Here is a 24,808-nt window from a genome sequence, read left to right as displayed (position 1 = left end):
TCTGACGGCTATTCCTACAATACGACGTGCTAAGGTCCGGTACCTGGACTACTAAATTATTATAAGGAGGGCGGCAATTCCTCCCCTGAGCTAAAGACTCAGGGGTTTCCTTGCCGCATTTTATGAACAGCGAAAAAATCCCCGGAATTGTTTTAATTGTCGGCAAATCCAACTCCGGGAAAACCACGTTGATGGAAAAACTGATCAAAGAGCTGAGCGCACGGGGATTTCGTGTGGGATCGGTAAAACATACCCATAAAGTTAATTTTGACAAAAAGGGCAAGGACAGCTGGCGGCATAAAAATGCCGGCGCTGTTGCCTCTCTTGTTGTGACGGATACAAAGGTAGCCCTGGTAAAAGAGGATACCCGTCCGGCTGAAGAAAAATTTTTTCACTATCTGGGTGATATGGACCTTATTCTTGCTGAAGGATTCAAGACCTTCCGTCTTCCCAAGATTGAAGTTTTCAGAAAAAAAGGTCCCTATGAAGCCCCTTTGTGCCTTGAAGATCCCGATCTTATAGCCTTTGTAACGGATACGGATATCCGGCCCGAAAAAAAACCATGCTTCGGTTTAGAGGATACCAGCTCGCTTGCTGATCTGCTTGAGCAGCATTTTCTTGCGTCAATCAGGCCGGGAGCTTAACCGATGAAAACCGATCTAATGATGATGTTAGGAATTGTCGTTTGGGGCATGATCATGTTTACGGAAAAAGCCTGGCCCCATTGTTTTCAATCCCTTGAAAACGGACACATAGACTGGACAATCGGGCTTGTTACGGCCACAGGTCATGCCGCCCCTGAAATCAATGCCGAAGGCAAAGCTGTCGCTATGCCGGGGTCTGCCAGGGCCAGTGCCACCCGGAACCTGATTACTATTCTCAAACAGGTGATAATTTCAGGAGATCTCACGGTTGGGGCATACGCATCAACCCATGATGCCATTCTTGCCGGGATTGAAAAGATTGCCCAGGATGCCCGGGTTTACCGTCAACGATATACATCGGCCCTGGATGTGAACGTTTGGGTGAAGGCCACATTTTATGGTGGATTTCTTCAATTGGTACTCCCGGAACACATCCGGCAGATCCCCAAGATAAATGAGCTGAAACAGGATCCGGCGGAACCGGTTAAGCACACACCTTCCGTTGTTGTGAATGCCAAGCCATATACCGGACTGATTGTGGATGCAAGAACGTTAAATCTTGAACCCGTGCTTTATCCCACCATTGTCAGTGAACAGGGCAAGGAAATCTATTCCGCTGTTTTTATCAGTCGGGAATTTGCCGTTCAAAAAGGGGTCTGCGCCTATTTATGCGACATGGATCAGGCCCTTGCATCTGCCAGGGTCGGTTCAACCCCTCTGGTGATCAAGGCGTTAAGAAAAACCGGAGACAAAACCGATGCCATTGTGGTGAGCATGGCAGACGCCAAAATCCTGGACAGGGCAAGCGAACGCCACATTTTTTTAAAAGAGTGCCGGGTGATTGTCGTGGTAAAACCGCCGGTGCCGGAAAAGATCAGGTCGGCCCAATAAGCGCATTGTCTATCAGCCTTGATTTTCCTACCTGTACGGCCAGGGCCAAAAGCGTTTCTGACTGGACGGTATCCACCGGTTCAAGAGTCCGGGGATGGCACAGTTCAATGTAATCAATCCGGGTGTGGTCAAATGAAAGAATAAAGGATTCCGCCTCTCTGACAAGATCCGGTACAGACCGAACGCCCTGGTCAACCCGTTGTTTCAAAAGATTGATGGCCCTGGAAAGGCAGACGGCTGAAGCACGCTGCGCCGGCGTAAGATAGGCATTTCTGGAACTCATGGCCAACCCGTCTGTCTCTCTGATGATCTCCCCACCGATGATTCGGATATTAAAATCCAGATCCTTCACCATCTGTCTGATAACGGCAAGCTGCTGGAAGTCTTTTTTTCCAAAAACGGCCACATCAGGCATGACAATGTTAAACAATTTGGTCACCACAGTGGCCACCCCCCCGAAGTGGATCGGACGGGATCGACCACACAGATACCGGGGAAGATGGTCCAGATAGACATGGGTCTGGTAGTCAGGCCCGTACATTTCGTTTTTATCCGGAAGGAAGACTGCTGTCACCCCTGCCTGCTCAGCCAGGTCAAGGTCATTTTGAATATTGCTGGGATAGGCGTCCAGATCTTCATTGGGGCCAAATTGGGTGGGATTTACAAAAATACTCAGAACCAGTTCATCACTCAAGGGCTTGCCTATTTCAAGCAGTGAAACATGCCCTTTGTGGAGGTATCCCATGGTAGGTACGAAGGCGATGCTCTTTCCCTGTCTTTTTTTTGCAGCAGACCAAGTCTGCATCTCCGCTTTTGTTTTTAAAATATCCATTATTTATCACGTCTCTCTTTTAGGGCAATGTCCACCATATCCAAGATGGTGTATGGCTGGCTTTTTAACGTTCCGGCCGATAAACCCCTTCCAAATCTTTGATTCGGTGGGGGATGAATCGGCCGATTAAAGTTCCTGCACCTGGAAACAAGACTTTTAATACATCTTTTGATTGCGAATGTCCACTTTCAAGAATGGCTCAGTGATATATGATTAAGGGCCGCTTCCGGTGTCAGGGCTTTGGCGACGGGTGCCAAAAGGGTGACGCAGAAGCCTGCAGATTTTCCCTGCCTGTTGGATTCTTGTTAAGTTTAAAATTGGTGTTAACACATTGAAACTTATATAAATAATTTCATATAAAACAAATTGGCATATTTATTGCTTAATATTCCTGATATTAAATAAAAAAATATAAGGAAGAACCATGAGTAAATCCCTTGATAGATTCAGTCATCGGTTATCAGCTGTTTTCGGCCTGGTATTCGGATCTTCCCTGAACAAGGCCCATGCACAGAACAAACTGGCCCGCCATATTGTGGCGCTGAATGGAAAAACATCCGCTGCAGAAATTATAAATAACGTAGCGGACTGCTTAAAGGATATTCTTGGGTACAGGTTATTTGCCTTTGTAAACAAAAAAAATGACGGGGTGGATGTCTGGCTGGATCCCAGAATGTATAAAACGTCCATAGAAGATATTATTATAAGAGATTTCCAGATTAAAGACATCAAGGAGCTGACCTATCTTAATATTCATAAAGATCAGGCGGAATGCCTGGAACGGTTCAGTCTGGATTCCCTGGTACATTACGACCATAAAGAGAAAAATTGTTATTCACGGATTTATATGATGCCCAGCAGACCCATCACTGCATTTCATGATGATGTGGTCCGCATTGTACTCCAGGGCGCGACCGCAGCCCTTTCAAAGCAGATTAAGATCCAGCAGCTCAAGGATGCCGCCGCCATTGATCCATTGACCGGCTGCTACAACCGCAGGGCGTTTGAAGCCCAGCTCAAAGGGCATGCAGCAGGTGCCGGCCGCCACGGAAAGTCATTGTCTGTTTTTATGTTTGATTTAGATCATTTTAAATTATTAAATGACACGTACGGCCACCTGGGAGGCGATGAGGTGTTAAAGGAAGTCAGCCGGTTGATTCGCCGGAATATACGCGCGGAGGATATTTTTGCCAGGTACGGTGGTGAAGAATTCATCGCCATCCTGCCGGGAACCGATAAAACCCATGCCATTGAACTTGCAGATAGACTCAGAAAAAAGATTGGTGCATTACGCATTCCTTTTAATAATCGTACCATACAGGTGACTGCCAGTTTTGGCGTGGCGCAGTTGGGGCGCGATGCTGATATTGTAAAACTGGTCGAAGATGCAGATTCAATGCTTTACAAAGCAAAAGTCAACGGGCGCAATACCGTTATGCCGGGACTGATAAAACTGCATAGATATAATATAGATAAGAGATCGGAATCATTGATCCAGACATAAAGTAAACAAACACAAACACTACCAGGGGTTTTCTTTCCGCCATATTTTAGGGCTCTTATAAGCTTTCCCCTGGGACCACATGCCTCTCCCTCTGCGCCTGGCATCATCCTGGGCTTTGTTGTAAGAGTCAGAATCAAGCGTTTGAGGTAATCGGCCCCGGTAAACTTCGGCAAGACCCTGACGGATCATGGTCAGATTGATATTGCGCCCCTGGGAAAAAATTTCCGCCAGAATCCGGTTGTATCCGCCGGTACCGTATTGTTTCAACCGGACTTTTTTTCCCTGAATAAGTTGCTGTAAGACCTTTTTGGCCTTTTGGGCATAGGGTTGCCCCTTTTTCCTTGATCCACCGGTTTCCGGGGCGTCAATGGCCACCATGCGGATCCGGAATTCAAGATCCTGTCCCTGAACCTGAACGGTATCCCCGTCAAAAACCTTTGTGACCGTAAAATTGGATTTATCTATGGTGGAACTGACGGATTCCGGTATTTGTGTTGCCTTTTTCCCATAAGGCAAACTGACATTGGAGAAGTGCCTGATTCCGTTTTCGTCAACCCAGCTGTAGACATCACACCTGGCCTGGGATACGCTTAAAACCAGAAGTAAGGTTGCAAGAAGTTGAATGGCGGCAGGTCGCATGTTTTTCTCTATGGTTTTTTTGTCAGTGTCACGGCACCCCACATCTTTTCTTCCCGTTCCCAGTCGATGGAAAATCCCATGGCGCTGTAATGGGTTTTCAGGTTATCCATTTCCCAGACCCTGACCCCTGAAAGAATCAGGTGTCCACCCGGTACCAGGATTGAATCAATGTCCGGTGCAATTTGTTTAAGGGTGGGAAACCTTAAATTGGCCATAACAAGGGAGAGCCTTAAATCCTGGGCCGTCATGATGCCGTGAATAATCTTTATCCTGTCTTCAAGGCCGTTGGCGGCAACATTCCGGCGGGCCTCACTGACAGCATTGGGATCTGTTTCCCAGGCCGTACACCGGGACATGCCCGCAAGGCAGGCAGCCATGGCAAGCACCCCTGACCCCGTGCCGATATCTCCTGCTTTGCCGCCTTGAAGATGGATTGCCGGCCCTGTTGAAAAAAAAAGCCGGTCCAGGGCGGTCAGACAAAGCCGGGTGGTGGGGTGATGGCCGCTACCAAAGGAGATACCAGCGCTTATCCGGATATCTATATCATTGGAACCTGCAATGCTTGCAACATCAGGCGGCAGAATAAAAAACCGGTCTGTGATCCGGACCGGTTTTGAAAAACTTTCCATGACATAAGTAGACCCGTACAGGTCCTGATAGGCCACATCCTGGATCTCTACCAGGGTTTTCAGCACTTTTTTTGCCTGGAATGGTGTCAGAGAAAATTCCCGGCCTATTTCATGGATATAAGCCCTGGCCGTCAGGCGTGCCGTGGCATTATTCAGAATATCCAGGGCACGGTTCCGGTCAAAGGGAATCATGTCCCTCTTTTTTAAGCAGCCTTGCATACCATTGGGAAAAATCAAACATACCCCTGATTTTTTCTTCGTCATTTATGATGCCAAGACACATTTCAAGGGCACCCTGGGCATAGGTATTGGAATATTCATCCGCATCAATGGCTGTGAGAAACTCCCGGATCAGCTCCTGGGAGGTGCGTTTGGTTTTATCCTTGCGGATGTCAATGGGGTCTTTCGGCTCCTGGAACGGGTCCCATTTGTCATACCCCGTTTTCATAATCTGCTGCCGGCCCCGTTTTCCCATGGCATCGAAAATGGCCTTTTTTCTTTCTTCTATCTCCTCAGGGGAGAAGTGTGTTTCACCCATCTTTTTTCACTCCAAGAAATTCATCGTTAAACAGGGTAACCATCGCCATGGATACAGGGATCAGCAATTCATGCATCCGGATGTTGGTTGAATTAATATCTTTTACCAGTTCCGCAGATAAAAGCTGGAGCTGGGTATATATTTTATCCATATTCAGGGTAGGATAAGCTTTACCCTGGACAAAGTTGGTCCGGCCACAGATATGGGAGGCCCCTGCCGTGGAGGTCGGAATACCGTACACCCTGCAGGTAATTGGGCGGTGTTCGTACATCAGGCACAGATCATTTTCACCCAGAAGGGGACAGCGGACCCGTTCCTGGGACATTTTCCCCACAATTTCAAGCTGGTCCGCCCCGTCCTTGACTTTTTTGTAGGCATCCCGCTTCATTTTGGCCAAAGCCCGGTCTGTTTTATCGGCAATGGCAATGAGATCGGCTTTTTCTTTGCCTGAAAATTTTTCATTAAACTTGTGGTTCAGATACAGCGCCTCGATCAGGGTCAGATCAAAAATGGCATAGCAGCAATCCGAGCATTTTTCCCTGCAGAAGACCTCTTTGGGATACTCCTTTTTAACCCGGTCAAAGACCTGGTCCACCATGTTGACAACAGCTTCATATTTTACAAAATGTTTATCTAAATTCATTAATCTACCTTTATTTCCCAATGCAGAAATTATTAAAAACAGCATCAAGGATATCCGGAGGCGCCGTGTCTCCGGTAATTGTCCCGAGATGGTCAATACAATTCTTAACATCCAGTGCCAGGGTCTCTTCCTCCTGACCCTTTTCAAGTCCGTCCATCATTGTTGTCATATGCCCAAGGGCCTGGGCCAGGGCGTTTTTATGCCGAAGATTGGGGATAACGGCATCATCACCAATCTCAAGGTTGCCGATACAGGTCTCCAGAAGCCTTGTTCTAAGTGTGTTTATACCTTTTCCTGTGAGTGCAGAGACCTCCACAGGGCTTATGTCGGCATATTTTTGAGGCAGTTGGGGCAGATCCAGTTCATCAATCAGGTCCATTTTATTGATGGCAAAAATAACCGGTTTATCTTCCGGAAGGATTTTTGATACGCTTTTTTCGGGAAAGGGTCTTCCCGGTTCAATAACATACAGGACAATATCAGCAGCCTCTATTTGATCCCTGGCCTTTTCAATACCGATGATCTCCACAAGATCATCCGTCTGGTGAATGCCGGCCGTATCAACAATGACAAAAGGAATACCCTCAATGGTCAGGCTATCCTCAATGGGATCCCGGGTGGTCCCGGGGATGGCCGTGATAATGGATTTTTCCTTTTCCAGAATCCGGTTCATAATGCTGGATTTGCCAACATTGGGCTCCCCGCAAATGGCCAGGCGGATGCCTGTTTTTAAAAAGCAGGCATCCTTATGTTGCTGGATCAGCCCCTCAATTTTGTCTGCAACGGATTGAAGCGTGGTTTTATCCTGGCTGGTGTAGGAAAATGCGCCTGCATCATCGGGAAAATCAATGGCAGCCTCAAGCCGGGCCAGAAACCGGGTCAAGACGGATATCATGTCCTGGATACTTTGGCGCAGCAGGCCAAGGTTCTGGGAAGCGGCAAATTTAAGGGATGAATCCGACCGCGCATTAATGATGTCTGCCACGGCTTCAGCCTGGGTCAGGTCAATACGGCCGTTTAAAAAGGCACGCCGGGTAAATTCTCCGGGGTCTGCCGGGCGTGCGCCAAGCTTGAACAAAAGATCCAGAATCCGTCGAAGCACAATGGTGCCCGAATGGGCCTGGATCTCCACAACATCCTCGGCGGTATAGGAACGCGGGCCTTTCATGGGGATGACAAGCACTTCGTCAACCGTGGTGTCCCCGTCACATATAAAGCCGTGGATTACCCTGTGGGAAATAAATTGCGGTGCCTTTTTCTCCCCATCGGCCGGTGTCTTTGAAAAAATTTTTGCAGCCAGATCAAAGGACTGTTGTCCTGAAATCCGGATGACACCGATGCCGCCGCTTCCAAAAGGGGTGGCTATTGCGGCTATTGTATCCGTCATTTACTTTTTGAACCGTTTTTTCCCCCTGTAGGCGTTGCGTTTTTTGGGAAAAATAACCAGGCGTCTGTAATACCCGTCTCCCATGCTCTGGGTGCGAACCTGGGCATCGTCCTTCAGGGCAAGGTGAACAATACGACGGTCCTGGGCACTCATCTGGTTGATGGTGGCAGGCCGTCCGGTTTTTTTGGCTTTTTCCGCCATTTTCATGGCCAGGTGTTTTAGATTCGCCTTCCGGGTCTCCATATAGCCTTCAATGTCAACTTTGACCCTGACACGGGCTTCGCTTTGGCGGTTAATGATTTTATCCGTAAGAAACTGCATGGCGTCCAGGGTCTGCCCCTTGCGGCCAATCAGAATGCCGGTATTTCCGCCTTTAATTTGAAGGGTCAGTTTGTTCTCTTGGGCGATGGCTTCAACCTGGGCGTCATCGGTGATCAGGTCTGCCATTTTTTGCACCGTTTTAATGCCTAAATCAATGGCGGCCTGGGAGACCGGCTCCGGCGGCAATTCCTCTTTATCCGGTCTTTCAGCCCTGGGGGCCGGGCGGGCATCCCAGCGGCCGGTATCTTCATCTTCTGGTTTTGATTGATTTTCGACAATCTGAGCTTTTTTATCCAGGCGCTCAGGAGCCTCTTTGGGTTCTTTTTCTTTTACCGGCATTGGTTTCGGAACCGGCTTTGGGGGTGCAGGCGCGGCCGGTTTGGGTGTTGGCGTGGGGTTGCTCTGGCCAAAGGCCTCATCCACAATGGAGAGAATCCCCTCCTTGTCTTCCTTGGATTGCGGTATCTTCTGGGCCGGCACCGTCACCCGGATCCGGGCATCTTTGCGACCGACAATACCGAAAATACCGGTTGTTCCCGTTGAGATCACAGTGTATTTTAATTCTTTTTGAGGGATATCAAGCTCTCTGCAAGCCCCCTTGACAGCGGCATCGACATTCTTCCCGGTAAATTCAAGAGGTTGGTTCATGCGTCCTCCTTAAGCTAAAATCTTTTGTGTGTAATACTGCTGGCCCATTGAAATGATGTTATTGACAAACATGTACAGCACCAGTCCGGCCGGAAAGTTGATAAACAGAACCGTCATGAATATAGGCATAAGCATCATCATTTTTGCCTGCATGGGATCTCCGGTCGTCGGTGTCATTTTCTGTTGGAGCAGGAATGATGCACCCATGATAAGTGTCAGCACCGGGATACCGGAAGGGGCGTCCATGAAAGGGATGGCAAAATTAAAGTGAAACAGGCGGTCCGGCCCGGACAGATCCGTAATCCATCCCACAAAAGGTGCGTGACGCAGCTCAATGGCCATGTAAAGCATGCGGTACAGGGCAAAGAAAATGGGCATCTGTACCAGCAGCGGCAGACACCCGGAAGCCGGGTTGACCTTATACGTTTTGTACAATGCCATGGTTTCCTGATTCATGCGCGGCTTGTCGTTTTTGTACTTTTCCCGGATCTCCATCATTAACGGCTGAACCTTTTTCATCTCATGCATGGATTTGTAACTTTTGGTGCCCAGGGGCCAGAATATCAGTTTAATAAAGATGGTCAAAAGAATGATGGCCACCCCGTAATTGGGAATAATGCCATGGATAAAATTCATGGCAATGAGCAGGGGCTTGGCCAGAATATCAAAAAAACCGAAGTTCACGGATTTTTTCAAAAAATTGTTATAGCGGCTTAAAATTTTATGACTTTTGGGGCCCATATACAGAGTAAAGGATTGCCGGTTTTGTTTTTCCGGATCCAGTCTGGGCATTTTGGCAATTAGCCGATTGGTTACAACCTCATTGGCAAAGGAGAGCTTCAGAGTGGCTTCCTCCGGGGCGTCCGGCATCACTGCCGTCAAGAAGTAACGGGTGGTGTACCCGGCCCAGCCCACAACGCCTGAATAGGTGTCCTTGTCTTCAATATCCTTGGGTTTAATGGTGGTAAAGTTGTTGTCAAGATAGGCGACCGGCCCTTCATATGCGAACCGGGAGCGTTTCTTGACATCTTCATTGAAATAACCGGGAACATCAATGCCAATCGCGTCATTGAGCGGCACGCCCGAGCCATTTTGAACGATAATGTCACAATGGATAAGGTAAGAATCCGCCCTGAAGGTCAGTACTTTTTTTACGGTAATGCCGTCCGGGTTTGTCCAGGAAAATGTAATGCGTTTTTCCCCTTGGTTCAAGGAAAGGTCGGTGTTGTCCGCATCGGAAGAGAAAACAGCGTCGGCCAGCCCCCGGATACTCCCCTGGGCGGTATTAATGGAAAATATCCCCCCGGTCAGATCGGCCAGTTCCTGGGTTACCAGCTGTTTTGCGGAAGAGTCCGCATCATTGGTTTCCATGTAATCTTTGAGCGTCAGGCTTGTTACCGCAGCTTTATACTCACTGACGGCAATGGTATAATAAGGGGTAGACAGCGTAATGGTACGAAAGTCCCGTAAATCAGCCGGAGCTGCCGGGACAGGGGTGGGTACTGTCTTGGGGGTGAAATCCGAAACTTTAGCGGTATGGGATCCGGACGAATCCACCATCTGTGACGGGGCATCCTGGTTTTGATTATCAGGCTGGGGTGCGGGTGCGAAAAAGAATTGATAGCCGAAAAGGACCACAACCGACAGCACCACAGCTAAAAATAATCGTTTTTGCTCATCCATCTTTTCTCCTAAAAACAAGGGGGTTGTCTTAAAAAAAAGAGGAAGGCATGTGACGCGTAACAGGTTATTTTTAAAGCTAATTTAAGAGTATAGGAATTTCCATTTCCCAGCACCCAGCACCCAGCACACCCAAAGGGCGCTAATTTAAGGGACCGGATCATACCCGCCAGGTCGGAACGGATGGCAGCGCAAGACTCTTTTTATTGCCAAACTGCCGCCTTTTATGCTGCCATATTTTTGAATCGCTTCCAGGGCATAGTGAGAACACGATGGCTCATACCTGCAATGGCTGCCAAGGAGGGGCGATATAAAAATCTGATAAACCCTGATCAATATGAATAACAGCTGCCTGATCATCTATGCCAATACAATTTTTTCAAAAAGTTTATTAAGCTTTTCATTAATCTGTTTATTGGACAGTGTTGTCAGACCTTTTCTTGCAATTATGCTGATGTCGTTTGTTCCGGATACAAAATTTTTCCTGTGTCTGAAATACTCTCTTACAAGCCTTTTTATTCTGTTGCGCGCGACTGCATTCCCCACTTTTTTAGATACGGTAATTCCAATTCGATTATTTTTTTCTGCTCCCTTGGAAACAGCAGCTATAAAATAACTGGTTCGTATCTTTCTACCGTATTTTGAAAGCTTTAAAAATTCGGCCCGTTTCCGGAGCCGTGCATCTTTGGGTAAAGAAAAATTACTCAATACACCCCTGAAAGATTTAAACCGTGGTCAGTCTTTTTCTTCCCTTGGCCCGCCTGGCATTGATGATGCGTTTACCGCCCGTGGTGGACATTCTTTTCAGGAATCCGTGTTTTCTGGTTTTTTTCCGGTTGCTTGGTTGATACGTGCGTTTCATAAAATTCTTGTTCCTTATGTCTTTTTATTAGTCATCAATATATCAGTTGCATAAACCACAATAAACATGGAATACTAATGCATATATTTATTAATGTCAATCAAACTGCACCCCAACGTTGCATAAAATTTTTATCTTACGCGGAAGCCTCATGGCTTTTGCCATACCGGGTTAAACAGTTGCTAATGCATCTCCTTTTGCTTTAAAGGTTTCGGGGCAAGGGACTCAAATATATGGTATTCTTCAATATGATAATGGGCTTCCGGGTAAATGGAAATAGGCTTTGATAATTTTGATTCCAGGGATACCAGCAGATGGTTCTCACTGCCATGGAAAAGCTGGGCAATTTCCGGATGTACTTTTACCGTAAACCTGTTGCCCATCATGTCCTTGGCTTCGGCGGCCAGGTCCCTGTAAATTTTGTAGCAGATGGATTTACCCGATAGCAGATAGCCGGTTCCATTACAGTAAAAACAGGGCTCACAAAGGGTACGGGTCAGATTACGGCGGGTGCGTTTGCGCGTCATCTGAACCAGCCCAAGTTCCGTCAGGGGAAGAACATTTGTCTGGCTTTTATCCTTTTTCATCGCTTCGTGCATCTGGGCCATGACCTTGTCTTTGTGGGAGGTCTTACGCATGTCAATGAAGTCAATGATAATGATTCCCCCGATATTGCGCAGCCGAACCTGGTAGGCAATCTCCTTAACCGCTTCCAGGTTGGTTTTCAGAATAGTTTCATCAAAGTTACGTTTGCCCACATACCGTCCGGTATTCACATCAATGGCCACTAACGCTTCGGTCTGTTCAATAATGATATACCCGCCTGATTTGAGCCAGACTTTTTTGTTCAGTGCCCGGGTAATGTCCCCTTCAATATTGTATGCATCAAAAATAGGCTCTTTATCCTGGTATAACTCAACGGAAAGGTGAACATCGGGCATCAATTTATTTAAAAAATTCTGGACCCTTTCATATTCTTTTTTTGAATCAATGATCAGTTTGTCCGCTTCATTGGCCAGAAGATCCCTGACAGCCCGGAAAGTGGCATTAAGATCTTTGTAAACCAGTGCTGTGGCCGATATACTCCGGTTTCTTTCCTGGATATCCTGCCAGGTATTGTTTAAAAATTCGATCTCTTTTGACAACGTTTCTTTGTCGATATCCTTGGCCTGGGTCCTGAAAATATAGCCGAAATTATTTTTACGCAGCCCTTTAAGCATGTCCCGCAGCCGGGTCCGTTCCGTCTCATCCGTGATCCGCCTGGAAATGCCGATGTGGTCCACCGTGGGCATAAGCACCATATATCTGCCGGCCAGGGAAATATGGGTGGTGACCCGTGGACCCTTGGACCCGATGGATGATTTTGCCACCTGGACCAGAATTTCCTGGCCTTCCACAAGAAGTTCCTGGATGGCGCATTCCGGTACGGGTGCTTTCCATGATTCTGATTCTTCGTCCATGTCATTAACAGCCGGTTCAGCATCATCCTGTTCTTCAGTATCCGTATCCTGTTCCAGTTGTCTGCACAGCTTAAGACTGGCGGAATCCAGTACATCATCCACATAGAGAAATGCAGCCTGTTCAAATCCGATATCCACAAACGCCGCCTGCATCCCCGGAAGTACCCGCTGGACCCTGCCCTTATATATGTTTCCAGAAATACTTGTGTCATCCCTGCGTTCATTAAAAACTTCAACGATGGTCCCGTTTTCCAGCAGGGCGACCCGGGTTTCATGGGGAGCACAATTGACAACAAGTTCTTTGAGCATAATAAATCCTTACGGTCTACTTCAGTTTTTTTATTCTTGCATCCGTTACAACGATATCATCAACACCAAATCCTTTGGCCAGAATTTCTGTCGGCCTGACGATGCGTGCATTATAGGGTATCAGCGTCATTTCAAGGCGGATAGGCGAAATCAGCCGAACGGATAAAAGCGCTTTTCGTAAATCTGTTTTTCGAATTTTACCCTTTTTGCTCATATCTTCAACCATAAATTCAGAAAGGGCCAGAAACCGGTCCAGCTCAGGTTGGCGGATACAGGGGGCTGCAAATGAGATCTGATAGGTATCCCGGGGTGTCGGGGGGAGCGGTGATTTACGGAAAAGTCCGCAGTCTGTAATCGCAATATCCCGGGGCAGTTGCGCGTTCAGGGCCGACATGATGCTTTGGGGCGTCAATCCTTTTTCAAGATAGATATAAAGGCTTTCCGCTTCGCTTTCCATGCCTAAAGGCAGGGCCGTTGCAAAGGAGATGCGCATGGACGGATTAAACCCCTTGGAATATTTTACGGCAAAGCCTGTGCGCTTGACGGCACGCTGAAAAATGGTGGCCATTTCCAGGTGCCCGAAAAATCTGGCGTCGTCCAGTTTGGAAAACTTCAATTCGTATTTGATAAACGCATCGTCCGGCAAGCGTGCCGACTGCCCGGCCGGGTTTTTATCCGGGATTATATCTGAAGATGTGTCCCGGCCGCCATTATTTTTTTGCACCACCGGCGCAATGGTTTTAAAATCGCAGATGCCGCACCCGGTACAGGCGTTCTCCCGGCAGTCCGGTGTGAGGGACATCTCTTCCGCTTTTTTTAATTCGTTTTCCAGGAACGCTTTTTTAATCCCGGCATCAATGTGATCCCAGGGCAGTGGCTCACCAGGCGTTCTTTGACGGGAGGTATAAAAGGCAGGCTCAATGCCTGTGGCCTCAAAAGCCTGTTCCCACAGGCTGAAATTGAAATGGTCACTCCAACCGTCCAGACGGCATCCCAGTTCAAACGCCTTGACCAGCAACGGCGACAGGGACCGGTCTCCCCTGGACCATACCCCTTCTATAAGACTCATCTTGGGATCCTGCCATTTGAGCTTTACCTTGGGATGCCGCAGATTGTCCTTCAGGTACTGCAGCTTTTCAAGGGTCTGGTCCAGGGTCATCTGAGCATGATTCTGGAACGGGGTGTGGGCTTTGGGAATAAAGCAGGTCGCTGATGCATTGATCATCTGTTTTCCCCTGGTATAGCTAGAGGCCAGCCGCCGGGTAAGGTCTGCAATACCCTGGATGTCATCCATCTGTTCAAAGGGAAGGCCGGTCATAAAGTACAGCTTGATGTTTTTCCAGCCCAGGGACAGGGCGTTTTCAACGGTTTTTGCAATGCTCTCTTCGGTGAGGTTTTTGTTGATGATGTCCCGCAGGCGCTGGGTTCCGGCTTCGGGTGCAATGGTAAAACCGGTTTTCCGGACACTTTTGATCAGCGCCATGAGCTGGGGTGTCAGTTTTTCCGCCCGGATGGACGGCAGGCTGATGGCATTACACTGGCCCTGGCTGAGCAACAGAAGCGCTTCCATGAGTGCCGGCAGTTGCGAGTAATCTCCGGTGCTCAAAGAGAGCAGGGAGATGTCCGAGTAGCCCGTGGTGGCCAGGGAGGCTTGGGTTATTTCAAGCAGGTCTTCCAGACTTCGTTCCCTGACAGGTCTGTAAATCATTCCGGCCTGGCAGAACCGGCATCCCCGGGAGCATCCCCGGGCAATTTCCAGACGCAGACGGTCATGAACCGGTTTGCCGAAAGGCACAATAGGTGACATGGGGAAATCGGCAAAGGTCAGTTCCGGCAGGATGGCCCGTTTGATGCGGCTATGGTCCTCATACAGCGGGGTCAGCATCTGATGGCCGTCACCATCCCGGGATACGGTAAAAAAAGACGGCACATACACGCCCTTAATCCGGGAAAGCATCCTGAGTAAGGTCTTTTTTTGACCGTCCCCCGCCTTTTTAAACGCAATAACGGTATCTGCCACCTGGGTGATGACCTGTTCCCCGTCCCCAATGACAAAGGCATCGAAAAAATCAGCTAAGGGCTCGGGGTTAAAGGCGCAGGGTCCGCCGGCAATGATCAACGGAAATTCGGCATCCCGCTGGTCTGCATAAAAGGGGATGCCGGACAGATCAAACAGGGTCAGAATATTGGTGAAATTGAGTTCATACAAAAGGCTGACGCCGATGATATCAAAACAGCCCAGGGGGGTCCGGGTCTCCATGGAGAGACAGGGGACCTTTTTTTCCCGCATCAGGGCTTCCATGTCCGGGGCCGGGGCAAAGAAGCGTTCAGCTGCAATATCTTCCCGTTTGTTCAGAATGGAATAGAGGATTTGAAGCCCAAAGTGGGATGTACCGATCTCATACAGGTCCGGAAAGGCCAGGGCAAAGGTCAGATCAACCAGGGACAGGTCTTTTTTTACTGTGTTGATTTCATTGCCGGAATACCGGGTCGGGGTCTGGACCCGGTTAAGGATGTATTGATAATTTTGTTTGTGCATGATACAGCTTTTTAAATTCTAACCTTACTTTAACTATTTGAAAATCAATAAATATATATTTTTAAAATGGAAATTGCAATGAAAAGAACCAAGATAAAGGCCGTGCTGGATATGGCCGACTCTCCGGGTGAGGTCTTTGTGCAGGGATGGGTCCGGACCAAAAGAGATGCAAAGGATTTTAGTTTTATTGAACTCAATGACGGTTCCTGCCTGGCCAATATCCAGGTGATTGCCGGAAACGGCCTGGCTGAGTACAGTGCGGTGGAAAAACTGACCACAGGCTCTGCGGCCGGCGTAACCGGACATCTGACGGCATCGCCCGGCAAGGGCCAGAAGTGGGAAATCCAGGCCACTGCCGTGGATGTGATCAGCATTGCCCCGGAAAATTATCCGTTACAGAAAAAACGGCATACCGACGAGTTTTTGCGCAGCATTGCCCACCTGCGACCCCGGACCAACAAATACGGGGCCGCGTTCAGGATCAGATCCCGGATGGCCCAGGCCATCCATGCCTTTTATCTGGACAAGGGATTTTATTACCTTCACTCCCCGTTGATCACAGGCTCCGACTGCGAGGGCGCCGGGGAGATGTTCCGGGTCACAGGGCTTGATCCGGCGGATGTGCAACAACAGGGGCGCATGGATTTCTCCAAAGATTTTTTCGGTCAGGAAGCCAATCTCACCGTATCCGGCCAGCTCTCAGCCGAAATGTTTGCCCTCTCCCTGGGCGACGTCTATACCTTCAGTCCAACCTTCCGGGCGGAAAATTCAAATACCCGGCGCCATGCTGCAGAATTCTGGATGCTGGAACCGGAAATGGCCTTCTGTGACCTTGCCGGTGATATGGACCATGCCGAAGAATTGGTTAAATTCCTGGTTGGGCATGCCATGGATCATTGCCAAGCGGATCTGGACCTGTTCATGCGGTTTGTGGACACAACCCTGGGACAGCGGCTGGAAACCCTGATCAGCAAGCCCTTTGCCCGGCTGCCCTACACCGACGCCGTGGAGATTTTGAAAAATTGCGGCAAAACATTTGAATATCCGGTTGCGTACGGCATTGATCTGCAGTCTGAACACGAACGGTTTCTGGCGGAAGAACATTTTAAGACACCGGTATTTCTTACGGATTATCCAAGACAGATTAAACCCTTTTACATGCGCATGAACGATGACGGCCAGACTGTTGCCGCCATGGATCTTCTGGTTCCGGGCATCGGCGAGCTCATTGGGGGCAGTCAGCGGGAGGAGCGTTTAAACGTGCTGGAGGCCCGGATGGATGAGATGGGTCTTGATAAAGATCCCTACTGGTGGTACCTGGATTCCCGCAGGTTCGGTACCGTGCCCCACGCCGGTTTCGGCATGGGGTTTGAGCGGTTTTTGATGATGATTACCGGGATTTCCAACATCCGGGATGTGATTGCCTTTCCGAGAACCCCTGGTTCCATTGATTTTTAAGACATAAAGGCAGCATCATAAATTTGCGCCACTTTGGCGGCCTGCTCACGGAACAGCGCCTCATCAACATCAGCGGAGCGCTCCTGGAGGGTGAGCCGGTGTATTGTCTTTCGCATGGTTACATAAGCGTTCTGGAGAAGGCCGCTCTCCTCACCGGATATCAGGGCATCCACACTCAGGGCCTGAAGCAGTCGGATATTATCGGTCCATTCCAGAACGTCGGGATGATCGCAGGCATGGCGCAGCACAAGATATTGAACAATAAATTCAATATCCACAATTCCCCCCCGGCCCTGTTTGAGATTAAACAGTCCGGGTTCGTACTTTAACCGCCGGCGCCGCATTTTTTCGCGCATCTGCCCGACTTCGTTTTTCAATATTGAATCATCGCGTTCACGGCTCAGAATTTTTTTGCGTATGGTATCAAAGCGTTTGAACAATGCCGGATCACCGGCCACGGGGCGGGCCCGGATCAGGGCCTGGTGTTCAAATGTCCAGGCCTGGTTTTTCAGGTACTCCTCATACGCTTGGATATGGGTGATAATAGTGCCTGAATCCCCGCCGGGACGAAGCCGCATATCCGCACCGTAAAGGGTACCGGCCGGCGTATGCATGCTCAGGGCATGGATAATGCGCTGGCCAAGGGTGGCATAAAACCGGCCGATGTCAATGGACCGTTCTGTTCCACTGGTATATCCGGATTCAGCATCAAAAATAAAAACCAGATCCAGATCGGATTTATATCCCATTTCAAGCCCTCCCACTTTGCCGTAGGCAATGGCAATAAACCCGCATCCGTCAATACCCTTGCCTTCCATACCCTTTGGATACCCGTATTTTTCGGTAACAATCTGCCATGCTGAGGCCACCACCTGGTTAAGAATGGTCTCAGCAATCCAGGTCAGATGATCACTGACCTTCATCAGCGGAAAATTGCCTGATACATCTGCCGCAGCCACCCTGAGCGTATTGATCTGTCGAAAAATATTGAGTTCTTCGAGCAGGTGCTCCAGATCCCCTTTGGGGACCCGGGTCATACTCCGTTCCATTTCCCGTTCAAGCATATCCCGTTTGGGCGGCGAATACAGGGTCACCGGATCCATCAGTTCATCTAAAAGGACGGGGTGCCGGCTTAAAAACGAAATAATCCATGGGCTTTTGCGGGCAAGAACGATCAGGTTATCCAGGGCGCCTTTATTTTCAATGAGCAAAGACAAATAACAGGTGCGCCGCTCAATGGTCGCGACCAGATCAATGAGTTTGGCCATGACCGCGTCGGAATCCGGATGTTCACCCACCTTTTTAATCAGATGGGGCAAAAGCTGGGATAATTTATTTCGTCCGGTCTGGGAAAGCTGGCGGGTATGGGGGTGGGCTGCCAGGGCTTTGAGAAGCCGCACCACCGATCCGGTATCCTGGTAACCGGAAATAGAGAGATCTTCTCCTTGAAACTGGGGATCTGTGATACTATCCCATATCTGTTTCAATTCCTGGCTGCTGCTGTCGTTATCTTCGTCATCGGCTTGTACCAGAAGCCCGGAAAAATGTTTGTGCACAACAGCTTGAATCCTGGACAGTTCCGCATAAAATGCATCTTCATCATGATACCCCATGGACAGGGCAAGGATCTGTCGCTGAACCGGATCTTCGGGAATGTCGTGGATCTGGCGGTCCTGGTACGCCTGGAGCCTGTTTTCCACAAGCCGGAGAAAATGATACGCCTCTTTGAGTTCATCGCACACGTTTTTATCTATCAACTTTTTTTCGACCAGCGTATCGAGCACCAGCAATATGGGCCTGGCCTGAAGGGCCGGTTCCACCCCGCCTCTGATGAGCTGAAAAAGCTGACCGAAAAATTCAATCTCCCTGATCCCGCCGGCCCCGATTTTGATATTGTGTTTCAGTCTGGCGCTTTTTACCTGCAGTGCGATGCGCTGTTTCATATCCCTGAAGGAATCAAACGCGCCGTAATCCAGATATCTGCGGAAAATAAAGGGTTTCAAAGCTTGAATAATTGTGTTCCCCGCTGCAATATCCCCGGCCACCGGCGTTGCCTTGATCATGGCATAGCGTTCCCATTCCCGGCCCTGGGACTGGTAATAATGTTCAAACGCATCCGCATCCATGACCAGGGGCCCGCTCTCCCCGAACGGACGCAGGCGGGTATCCACCCGGTAAAAATGCGTGCCGTTACCCATTGAAAACAGCTTGATGAATTCCCGGCACAGTTTTGTGAAAAATTCATCATTGGATATGGATCTGTCTCCATCGGTCTGACCCGAATCGGGGTATACAAAAATAAGATCAATATCCGAAGAAAAATTCAACTCGCCGGCCCCAAGCTTACCCATGCCCAGTACCACAATTTTCTGGGCATGGCCGTTGCCGTCCCTGGGCGTTCCCCATTTTTGGGTCAAAACAGGATAAAGGCGTTCAAAACCAAAAGAGATGCAGGCACAGGCAAGATCGGACAAATCCGCCATGGTTTGGGATAATGGTGCCGTCCCTGTAAGATCCCGCCAGGCAATCCGAATGATTTCATACACCTTGAATTCAAGGAACCGGGCCCTGAACCCTGCACTATCCTGATTTTCCCCGATAAAATTCTTAAGCTTCTTTTTGATGTCACCCGGGGCATAGGATGTGTCAAGATCACCGCTTTTACCGAGCCGGTCAAGTATCAAAGGATTTGCGGTAATATGTTCTGCGGAAAAAGGGCTGAACAGCATCACCCGGGTAAAATCCAGGGCAGTGACAGGCAGCCGGCTGATATCGTGTATATCCCCGGCGGAAAAATAATCTTGGATCCGCTGCTGCAAGATCTGAAAAAGGGTTGGAGGAAGCGCGGGAAAAACACGGGATATTAACTGTTCTATGGTTTCTTGGGTCATAGCATGACTTTCATATTATAAAAATTTAAGTTATATGCTGGGCATTATTTGTTTGCGGAAACCCATTTTTCCAACGGCATTGGGATGTTGCATATATGAGAGGTTTCCAATTTCCATTTGGTTTCCAATACCGCACCACCCATCATAACCGAAACCAGGGTGTCGGAAGAGACAACAATCACAATAACATTGTTGTGTTCTGCCGTGAATCGCAAAGCTGAATTGAATCTGGCACCCCTGGCCCTGTTTTCACCGGGCACATAACTGCCTTCCAGAAGACAGGCAAACCCATACAGTTTTATATCAACCCCGATGTGCAACGCACCATCCACCTTGGACAAGGATTTGGACAGTTCATAATTTTCCTGATTTTTCAGGTCCAGGGGGTGCAGCAGTGAATGCCCCATGATAAAAACCGGGGACTCATTCAGGTCGATCACAATGCTGCATCCATGCCGGTGGTTGGCGGCACTGTGAACAATCCCGGTAATTATTTTGAATAAAGCAGTTACTTTTTCAGCACCCATATCAGTATCCATTAATGTTTCTTCCACCTGAACCAGCTTTGCTTTATGTGTGGTGGATTTGAAGCGGCCGTCGGAAAAAGAGCACACCGGCTTGTCATTGAGTGCCAGAAAACCGTGCCGGCCTCTATAATCCACTGAAATGAAAAAATCCGGATGATCTTCCCTGGTGATGCCAACGATCGTATTTTCAGTGGCAACCAGTTTTAAATCTGAATTTTCAACCGACTGAAGCAGTTTTCTGATATGCTTGACATTATCCAGAACCGGTTGCTCTGTTTTGGGAAGCTCTAAAATAAAATTCATTTTGGGAATTGATTCGTTTTCCACAAAAATCAGCTTACCTCTGGGCCATCTTCCTTCTTCCGGGGTTCTTGAAATTTTAAGCACGGCCTCTAAAATCGGGTAAATCCTCATTCGGGTATCCCAGCCGATCAGGATATTCATTTCATCCACAATAAAATCTCTGACCGCATGGGTGGCGTATTCCTTGAGAAAACAGCCGGAAATACCTGTGTACAATTCTTCTTCATTGGCCATATCATGAGAAAATCTATAAACCGCATGTTCCAGCCACCGCTCAGTTGGACCTATGGTACACATGTCCGGGTGGTGGTCGGTAAACCACATCTGATAAACGATAGAACTTGATCGGCCGCCATGGGATATCAGTCCGGCCAGCTCAAGATTTTGTTCGGGAATCAGATTGCTGAATTTTTTTTTGTCATATTTGATGCAACACTTGTTCCGCCAATCACCTGAATCAATATACAACTCTTTGAATTTCGGTTCATGCCCGACCAGAAGATTCTGGGGATCAAAGATATACATGGGATCGTCGGGGGTGACAGCATAAATAACGGCGGCCCTGCTGGGTCCGGAAAAAAGCGTCAGCCCCTCCCTCAACCCCTCTATGGTTTCCGTGATGCACCTGCGGATAAAGCCATTATTTGCCAAACAGGAAACCTCCCTTTAAAGCTGAAGTCCTATTTGACAGACAGCTTAGAAGTTAAGATGCTTTTGCCAAATTATCTACCCAGCATTAATGTATGAATATTTGTTTACTAAAGAACATGGCGTTTCTCAACAACATTTTTTTGTTGAAAATAATTCCCGGGCCAATGCTTTAAGGGCTCAGATGGCGTGCCTTGATGGAGACTTAAAATCCGATGCATCTATCCATCCATATCTATACTTTCAATTAATTCATTTGCAATGCTGCTGCTTTCAAGACGCATGATGGTTTCTTCGGAGTAACCAAAGCTTAAAAGGTTGATGCTCCCGTACCAGGTGATTTTGTTATCAATGATTGCAAATTTCTGGTGGATGTTGGATTTATAGATCATTTGGATACCATCGGTTTCTACGATTGAAAAAAGGTCACTCAGCATGGCTTTTCTATTTTCGTCATAATCATCGGCAGGCCTGGTTATGACCGTTATTTTAATCTGCTTGTTCAACAGGTCATTAAAATGGCCCATCATTTGGCGCATTCTTTGTTTTGTTACAAAGGGACTGATGATCAGTACATGCCTTGAGGCAACGGCAATATCCCGCAAGTACACCGGGAAAAAATCGTCTTTATTGAAAATAAGGTTGGTCGGTGCATCGGGAAACTTTGAGGCTTTGGTTTTATAACCGATTGAAGCATATCCTTTCAGCCGTTTTCCATACATTTTTTCAAGCATTTTTACATGAAGATCAATGTAATCGTAAATCCGAACATCCTTTTTCCCTTTAAAATAGCGGTGCAGTCTTCCGGCATATTGATGCAAGGTTCCTTTCCAGGCAATGGGCATGGCTAAGAATAATGTATCCAGCCGCGCTTCATCAAAGCCTTCACCAATATAGCTGCCTGTTGCAACCAGCACAAAGGGTTCCGTATCCTTAATTTCATTTATTTCACCGATGACCTGGGCTGTTTTTTTATCCCCCATACCGCCCGTCAGACTTATGACATTGGATATTCTGTCTTTTAGCTTTTCTGCAAGCTTGGCCACATGACTCACCCGCCCCGTTAAAATAAGTGACTTCCTGCCTTTTTCATAGCATTCCACGACATCATCTATAATGAGTTGATTTCTGATTTCATCTGATAATAAACCGTTTTTTATTTCCTGAAGGGACAATTGTGCTTCGTCCTCGCCGGGTGGTGTTCTAAAAGATGTGAATCTGGGGATTAAATAATGATCAAAGGGACGTTGTTCAGCCTGCTTTTTTGCATCCACTGAAAACCGGACAGGCCCGCAGTAAAAGAAAATAATAGGATGATGCCCATCGGGTCTGGCAGGGGTTGCCGTCAGACCGTAAATATATTTTGCTGTGGCCTTCTTCAATATTTGTTCAAAAGTAACTGCAGGAACATGATGGCACTCATCCACGAGGATCATCCCATAATTTTTTACAACGTCCTTGACATCTCCTTTGGTATTCAATGATTGCATGACCGCTATATCGACAATGCAACTGAGCCTGTCTTTGCCTGCCGCCATGTGCCCGATGATATTTTGTTCTTTTTTACGGCCTCTTTTTTCAGACGGTTTAGGACGGGATTCATTGATGATAAGAAATTGTTCCAGCCGTTCCCGCCACTGGGAAAGCAGTTGCTGCCGATGAACCAATACCAGGGTGTTCACTTTTTTCATACTGATCAATTTTGCACCGATAACAGTCTTTCCAAATGCCGTAGCAGCGGATAACACACCATTGTCATGTACCGACAATGCATCAACTGCAAGTTGCTGTTCATCCCGTAATTCACCTTTAAACTGAACATTGATCTTTTTTCCAGAATTGGATTTATCCTCCTGTATCAGTCTAGCATTCTTCTCCTTGAGCAAAGATTTGACATCGTTTTCGCAACCGCGGGGCAGAGCTATATGATTTTTATAATCATCTGAGCAGGAAATGACCCGCGGCTTACCGAAAGTTGACTTCCTCATGGCCTGGGCTTTATAAAATACAGGGTTTTTAAAGGCTGCATACCTTTTAAGAGTATTTAATGCTTTCTGGCTTAATCCTGCTTTTTCAATATACAGCATGCCGGATTTAATCATTTTAACCGTTTTAGGAAAATCCTTAATTTTCAGGCCAGCTGATTGTTGCCTTTCCCACGGTTTTGATTCTGATGTCTCTTCTTTCAGTACGCCCAGGTCGTTTCCCCGGGTCAGCTTGTTGATATAGGATGTCAGATCTTTATCGTTCAACTTTTGAATGCCGGATAAAAACTGCCACTGGTCCGTATACGGATTGAAATCTTCAGTGATAAAAACCGCATTGCCGTTATCCCGGGCCTTTTTCTGGAGGGGCAGGGCGATCAGATTGCCAAAACCGCCGTCCGGCATTGTATCTTGGTTGGGAAACAGCCTGTCATAGGATTTGAACGAAATTTGATGCCGCTCACCCATGGCATGGGTCAATAGTGATGTCCCGAATTTTCGGGCAAAGGCTGCAGGAATCTTTTGTTCGAAGAAAAACCAGGCGTGGCAGCCATTGCCGGATTGAGACCGCTCTATTGCAACCGGTATTTCTAATTTTGAACAAATGTTCCGGATAACCGCAATGTCTTGCTTCCATCCTTCTTTGTCAAAATCAATAGCCAGAAAATGACAGGTCTCATCAAGATTCATGGGATAAACCCCGATGACGTATTCACCTCTGAGGTGCTTTTCAACAACGGATTCGCTTAACGTCACATACGACTGATTGCTACATGCGGAACATTTTATCCGGGGTTTATTGCAAAGCCCAGGGACCCATTCATTCAGACAGACCGGACTGTATCCTGTATCGCCTTTTTTGCTTTGCCATTTTTTTGCATAGACATCGGTCCTGCCTTTAAACAGTGACATGAAAAGATAGATCTTTTCATAATTTTGAGAAAATCGGGTAACTGAACCGGCACATTTTCCTGCAGGTATTGCTGCACCGAATTTTGGATTTGATGCATGCTTCTCAAGGTCACTGAATCCTGTTTCTCCGGATTGGACAGGCTTATTATGGTAAATAATATTTTCAGACTTGGAGGCTAATTCCCGAATTTTTTCTTTCAGGGCTTTATTCTCTTCAAGCAGGGCATCATATTTTCTTTTCAACTCATTATAATCGTTGACAATCATATCACACGCAACACATTTTCGTTCCCTGTCGTTTTAATTTTAGGGGTTTGAGGTTACAGCTATTAAATATTATAGTTAAATTTTCATTTTCTGTAAAAATAGAATAATATTCGAGCATGAAACAGCAGTTTTTCAAAATGGCGTAGAAACGTGAAAAGGATGCAGGTTATATATGTTGAAGTTAATTCAAAAAAAGATGATGGAGGCAATTAAAGCCGCAAATAAACTTTATTTTCGTTTAGCTCTGATAGTCGGGCCTGCAAATATGTACAGAAAGCAAGTCAGATATAG

The 24,808-nt window shown here is 47.6% G+C and carries 20 protein-coding genes; 4 read left to right on the top strand and 16 right to left on the bottom strand.

Translation table 11 applies throughout. From position 1 onward, the window contains the following. Nucleotides 1-110: 110 nt before the first annotated feature. Together mobB and HXW94_RS11220 are read left to right on the top strand one after the other, a co-directional pair. Nucleotides 111-644, top strand: coding sequence for a molybdopterin-guanine dinucleotide biosynthesis protein B (gene mobB / locus HXW94_RS11225; RefSeq protein ID WP_246293876.1), 534 nt, complete (start codon nt 111-113; stop codon nt 642-644). 3 nt (nt 645-647) lie between these two features. Beyond that, complete coding sequence (locus HXW94_RS11220; RefSeq protein WP_178366992.1) at nt 648-1,535, top strand: hypothetical protein; 888 nt, start codon at nt 648-650, stop codon at nt 1,533-1,535. Here the strand turns inward: HXW94_RS11220 and panC are convergent. After that, on the bottom strand, nt 1,519-2,367 hold the full coding sequence (panC, locus tag HXW94_RS11215; protein ID WP_178366991.1) for a pantoate--beta-alanine ligase: 849 nt from the start codon (nt 2,365-2,367) through the stop codon (nt 1,519-1,521). The two genes, HXW94_RS11220 and panC, sit on opposite strands and share 17 nt — an antisense overlap. A 424-nt stretch (nt 2,368-2,791) precedes the next feature. Between panC and HXW94_RS11210 the strand changes: the two genes are divergently transcribed. Next, nucleotides 2,792-3,871, top strand: a complete 1,080-nt coding sequence (locus HXW94_RS11210) for a GGDEF domain-containing protein (protein WP_178366990.1) — start codon at nt 2,792-2,794, stop codon at nt 3,869-3,871. A gap of 18 nt (nt 3,872-3,889) precedes the next feature. Here HXW94_RS11210 and HXW94_RS11205 read toward each other — a convergent pair whose 3' ends face one another. The 12 genes from HXW94_RS11205 to HXW94_RS11150 form a co-directional block, all read right to left on the bottom strand. After that, nucleotides 3,890-4,510 (bottom strand): thermonuclease family protein, encoded by a 621-nt coding sequence (locus tag HXW94_RS11205; protein WP_178366989.1) that lies wholly within the window; start codon nt 4,508-4,510, stop codon nt 3,890-3,892. Nucleotides 4,511-4,518: 8 nt separating this feature from the next. Beyond that, the gene (locus HXW94_RS11200; protein ID WP_178366988.1) at nt 4,519-5,331 is read right to left on the bottom strand and encodes a 50S ribosomal protein L11 methyltransferase; all 813 of its coding nucleotides are present in this window, start codon (nt 5,329-5,331) and stop codon (nt 4,519-4,521) included. Next, the gene (locus tag HXW94_RS11195) at nt 5,318-5,677 is read right to left on the bottom strand and encodes a hypothetical protein (protein WP_178366987.1); all 360 of its coding nucleotides are present in this window, start codon (nt 5,675-5,677) and stop codon (nt 5,318-5,320) included. Before HXW94_RS11195 ends, HXW94_RS11200 begins: the two co-directional genes overlap by 14 nt. After that, on the bottom strand, nt 5,670-6,320 hold the full coding sequence (locus HXW94_RS11190) for a YkgJ family cysteine cluster protein (protein ID WP_178366986.1): 651 nt from the start codon (nt 6,318-6,320) through the stop codon (nt 5,670-5,672). The genes HXW94_RS11195 and HXW94_RS11190 overlap by 8 nt, the downstream gene beginning before the upstream one ends. Nucleotides 6,321-6,330: 10 nt before the next feature. After that, nucleotides 6,331-7,707 carry a tRNA uridine-5-carboxymethylaminomethyl(34) synthesis GTPase MnmE gene (mnmE, locus tag HXW94_RS11185; RefSeq protein WP_178366985.1) on the bottom strand — a complete coding sequence of 459 codons (1,377 nt, stop codon included), beginning with the start codon at nt 7,705-7,707 and terminating at the stop codon, nt 6,331-6,333. Beyond that, nucleotides 7,708-8,676 carry an RNA-binding cell elongation regulator Jag/EloR gene (gene jag, locus HXW94_RS11180; protein ID WP_178366984.1) on the bottom strand — a complete coding sequence of 323 codons (969 nt, stop codon included), beginning with the start codon at nt 8,674-8,676 and terminating at the stop codon, nt 7,708-7,710. A 9-nt stretch (nt 8,677-8,685) separates the two neighbouring features. Continuing rightward, complete coding sequence (yidC, locus tag HXW94_RS11175) at nt 8,686-10,359, bottom strand: membrane protein insertase YidC (protein WP_178366983.1); 1,674 nt, start codon at nt 10,357-10,359, stop codon at nt 8,686-8,688. Between the two features lie 144 nt (nt 10,360-10,503). Then, entirely contained in the window at nt 10,504-10,716 is a 213-nt protein-coding gene (gene yidD, locus HXW94_RS11170) for a membrane protein insertion efficiency factor YidD (RefSeq protein ID WP_218576684.1), read from the bottom strand. Further along, nucleotides 10,717-11,064 (bottom strand): ribonuclease P protein component, encoded by a 348-nt coding sequence (gene rnpA, locus HXW94_RS11165; RefSeq protein WP_178366982.1) that lies wholly within the window; start codon nt 11,062-11,064, stop codon nt 10,717-10,719. Nucleotides 11,065-11,080: 16 nt separating this feature from the next. Continuing rightward, nucleotides 11,081-11,218, bottom strand: coding sequence for a 50S ribosomal protein L34 (gene rpmH, locus HXW94_RS11160; protein ID WP_178366981.1), 138 nt, complete (start codon nt 11,216-11,218; stop codon nt 11,081-11,083). Between the two features lie 182 nt (nt 11,219-11,400). Beyond that, a complete protein-coding gene (locus HXW94_RS11155) occupies nt 11,401-12,987 on the bottom strand; it encodes an Rne/Rng family ribonuclease (RefSeq protein ID WP_178366980.1) in 1,587 nt (528 codons plus the stop codon). 16 nt (nt 12,988-13,003) lie between these two features. Further along, nucleotides 13,004-15,526 carry a TIGR03960 family B12-binding radical SAM protein gene (locus HXW94_RS11150; protein WP_178366979.1) on the bottom strand — a complete coding sequence of 841 codons (2,523 nt, stop codon included), beginning with the start codon at nt 15,524-15,526 and terminating at the stop codon, nt 13,004-13,006. Nucleotides 15,527-15,604: 78 nt separating this feature from the next. Between HXW94_RS11150 and asnS the strand changes: the two genes are divergently transcribed. Continuing rightward, nucleotides 15,605-16,984 carry an asparagine--tRNA ligase gene (asnS, locus tag HXW94_RS11145; RefSeq protein ID WP_178366978.1) on the top strand — a complete coding sequence of 460 codons (1,380 nt, stop codon included), beginning with the start codon at nt 15,605-15,607 and terminating at the stop codon, nt 16,982-16,984. Here the strand turns inward: asnS and glnE are convergent. From glnE to HXW94_RS11130, 3 genes are all read right to left on the bottom strand, one after another. Beyond that, a complete protein-coding gene (gene glnE, locus HXW94_RS11140; RefSeq protein WP_178366977.1) occupies nt 16,981-19,875 on the bottom strand; it encodes a bifunctional [glutamate--ammonia ligase]-adenylyl-L-tyrosine phosphorylase/[glutamate--ammonia-ligase] adenylyltransferase in 2,895 nt (964 codons plus the stop codon). The two genes, asnS and glnE, sit on opposite strands and share 4 nt — an antisense overlap. 44 nt (nt 19,876-19,919) lie before the next feature. Continuing rightward, nucleotides 19,920-21,356, bottom strand: coding sequence for a DNA integrity scanning protein DisA nucleotide-binding domain protein (locus HXW94_RS11135; RefSeq protein WP_178366976.1), 1,437 nt, complete (start codon nt 21,354-21,356; stop codon nt 19,920-19,922). Nucleotides 21,357-21,574: 218 nt separating this feature from the next. Continuing rightward, nucleotides 21,575-24,517 (bottom strand): TOTE conflict system archaeo-eukaryotic primase domain-containing protein, encoded by a 2,943-nt coding sequence (locus tag HXW94_RS11130; RefSeq protein ID WP_178366975.1) that lies wholly within the window; start codon nt 24,515-24,517, stop codon nt 21,575-21,577. Nucleotides 24,518-24,808: the final 291 nt, after the last annotated feature.

It is taken from the genome of Desulfobacter latus (assembly GCF_013389365.1).
GTDB lineage: Bacteria > Desulfobacterota > Desulfobacteria > Desulfobacterales > Desulfobacteraceae > Desulfobacter > Desulfobacter latus.
This window is presented reverse-complemented; position numbering and strand designations above follow the sequence as displayed.

What these genes read in the sequence shown, in the direction of transcription:
- asnS (WP_178366978.1), top strand. Translation starts at nt 15,605, where the DNA reads ATGAAAAGAACCAAGATAAAGGCCGTGCTGGATATGGCCGACTCTCCG.
- yidC (WP_178366983.1), bottom strand. Translation starts at nt 10,359, where the DNA reads ATGGATGAGCAAAAACGATTATTTTTAGCTGTGGTGCTGTCGGTTGTG.
- jag (WP_178366984.1), bottom strand. Translation starts at nt 8,676, where the DNA reads ATGAACCAACCTCTTGAATTTACCGGGAAGAATGTCGATGCCGCTGTC.
- HXW94_RS11210 (WP_178366990.1), top strand. Translation starts at nt 2,792, where the DNA reads ATGAGTAAATCCCTTGATAGATTCAGTCATCGGTTATCAGCTGTTTTC.
- HXW94_RS11150 (WP_178366979.1), bottom strand. Translation starts at nt 15,526, where the DNA reads ATGCACAAACAAAATTATCAATACATCCTTAACCGGGTCCAGACCCCG.
- HXW94_RS11220 (WP_178366992.1), top strand. Translation starts at nt 648, where the DNA reads ATGAAAACCGATCTAATGATGATGTTAGGAATTGTCGTTTGGGGCATG.
- HXW94_RS11130 (WP_178366975.1), bottom strand. Translation starts at nt 24,517, where the DNA reads ATGATTGTCAACGATTATAATGAGTTGAAAAGAAAATATGATGCCCTG.
- rpmH (WP_178366981.1), bottom strand. Translation starts at nt 11,218, where the DNA reads ATGAAACGCACGTATCAACCAAGCAACCGGAAAAAAACCAGAAAACAC.
- mnmE (WP_178366985.1), bottom strand. Translation starts at nt 7,707, where the DNA reads ATGACGGATACAATAGCCGCAATAGCCACCCCTTTTGGAAGCGGCGGC.
- HXW94_RS11205 (WP_178366989.1), bottom strand. Translation starts at nt 4,510, where the DNA reads ATGCGACCTGCCGCCATTCAACTTCTTGCAACCTTACTTCTGGTTTTA.
- HXW94_RS11200 (WP_178366988.1), bottom strand. Translation starts at nt 5,331, where the DNA reads ATGATTCCCTTTGACCGGAACCGTGCCCTGGATATTCTGAATAATGCC.
- glnE (WP_178366977.1), bottom strand. Translation starts at nt 19,875, where the DNA reads ATGACCCAAGAAACCATAGAACAGTTAATATCCCGTGTTTTTCCCGCG.
- HXW94_RS11190 (WP_178366986.1), bottom strand. Translation starts at nt 6,320, where the DNA reads ATGAATTTAGATAAACATTTTGTAAAATATGAAGCTGTTGTCAACATG.
- panC (WP_178366991.1), bottom strand. Translation starts at nt 2,367, where the DNA reads ATGGATATTTTAAAAACAAAAGCGGAGATGCAGACTTGGTCTGCTGCA.
- HXW94_RS11155 (WP_178366980.1), bottom strand. Translation starts at nt 12,987, where the DNA reads ATGCTCAAAGAACTTGTTGTCAATTGTGCTCCCCATGAAACCCGGGTC.
- HXW94_RS11195 (WP_178366987.1), bottom strand. Translation starts at nt 5,677, where the DNA reads ATGGGTGAAACACACTTCTCCCCTGAGGAGATAGAAGAAAGAAAAAAG.
- yidD (WP_218576684.1), bottom strand. Translation starts at nt 10,716, where the DNA reads ATGATCAGGCAGCTGTTATTCATATTGATCAGGGTTTATCAGATTTTT.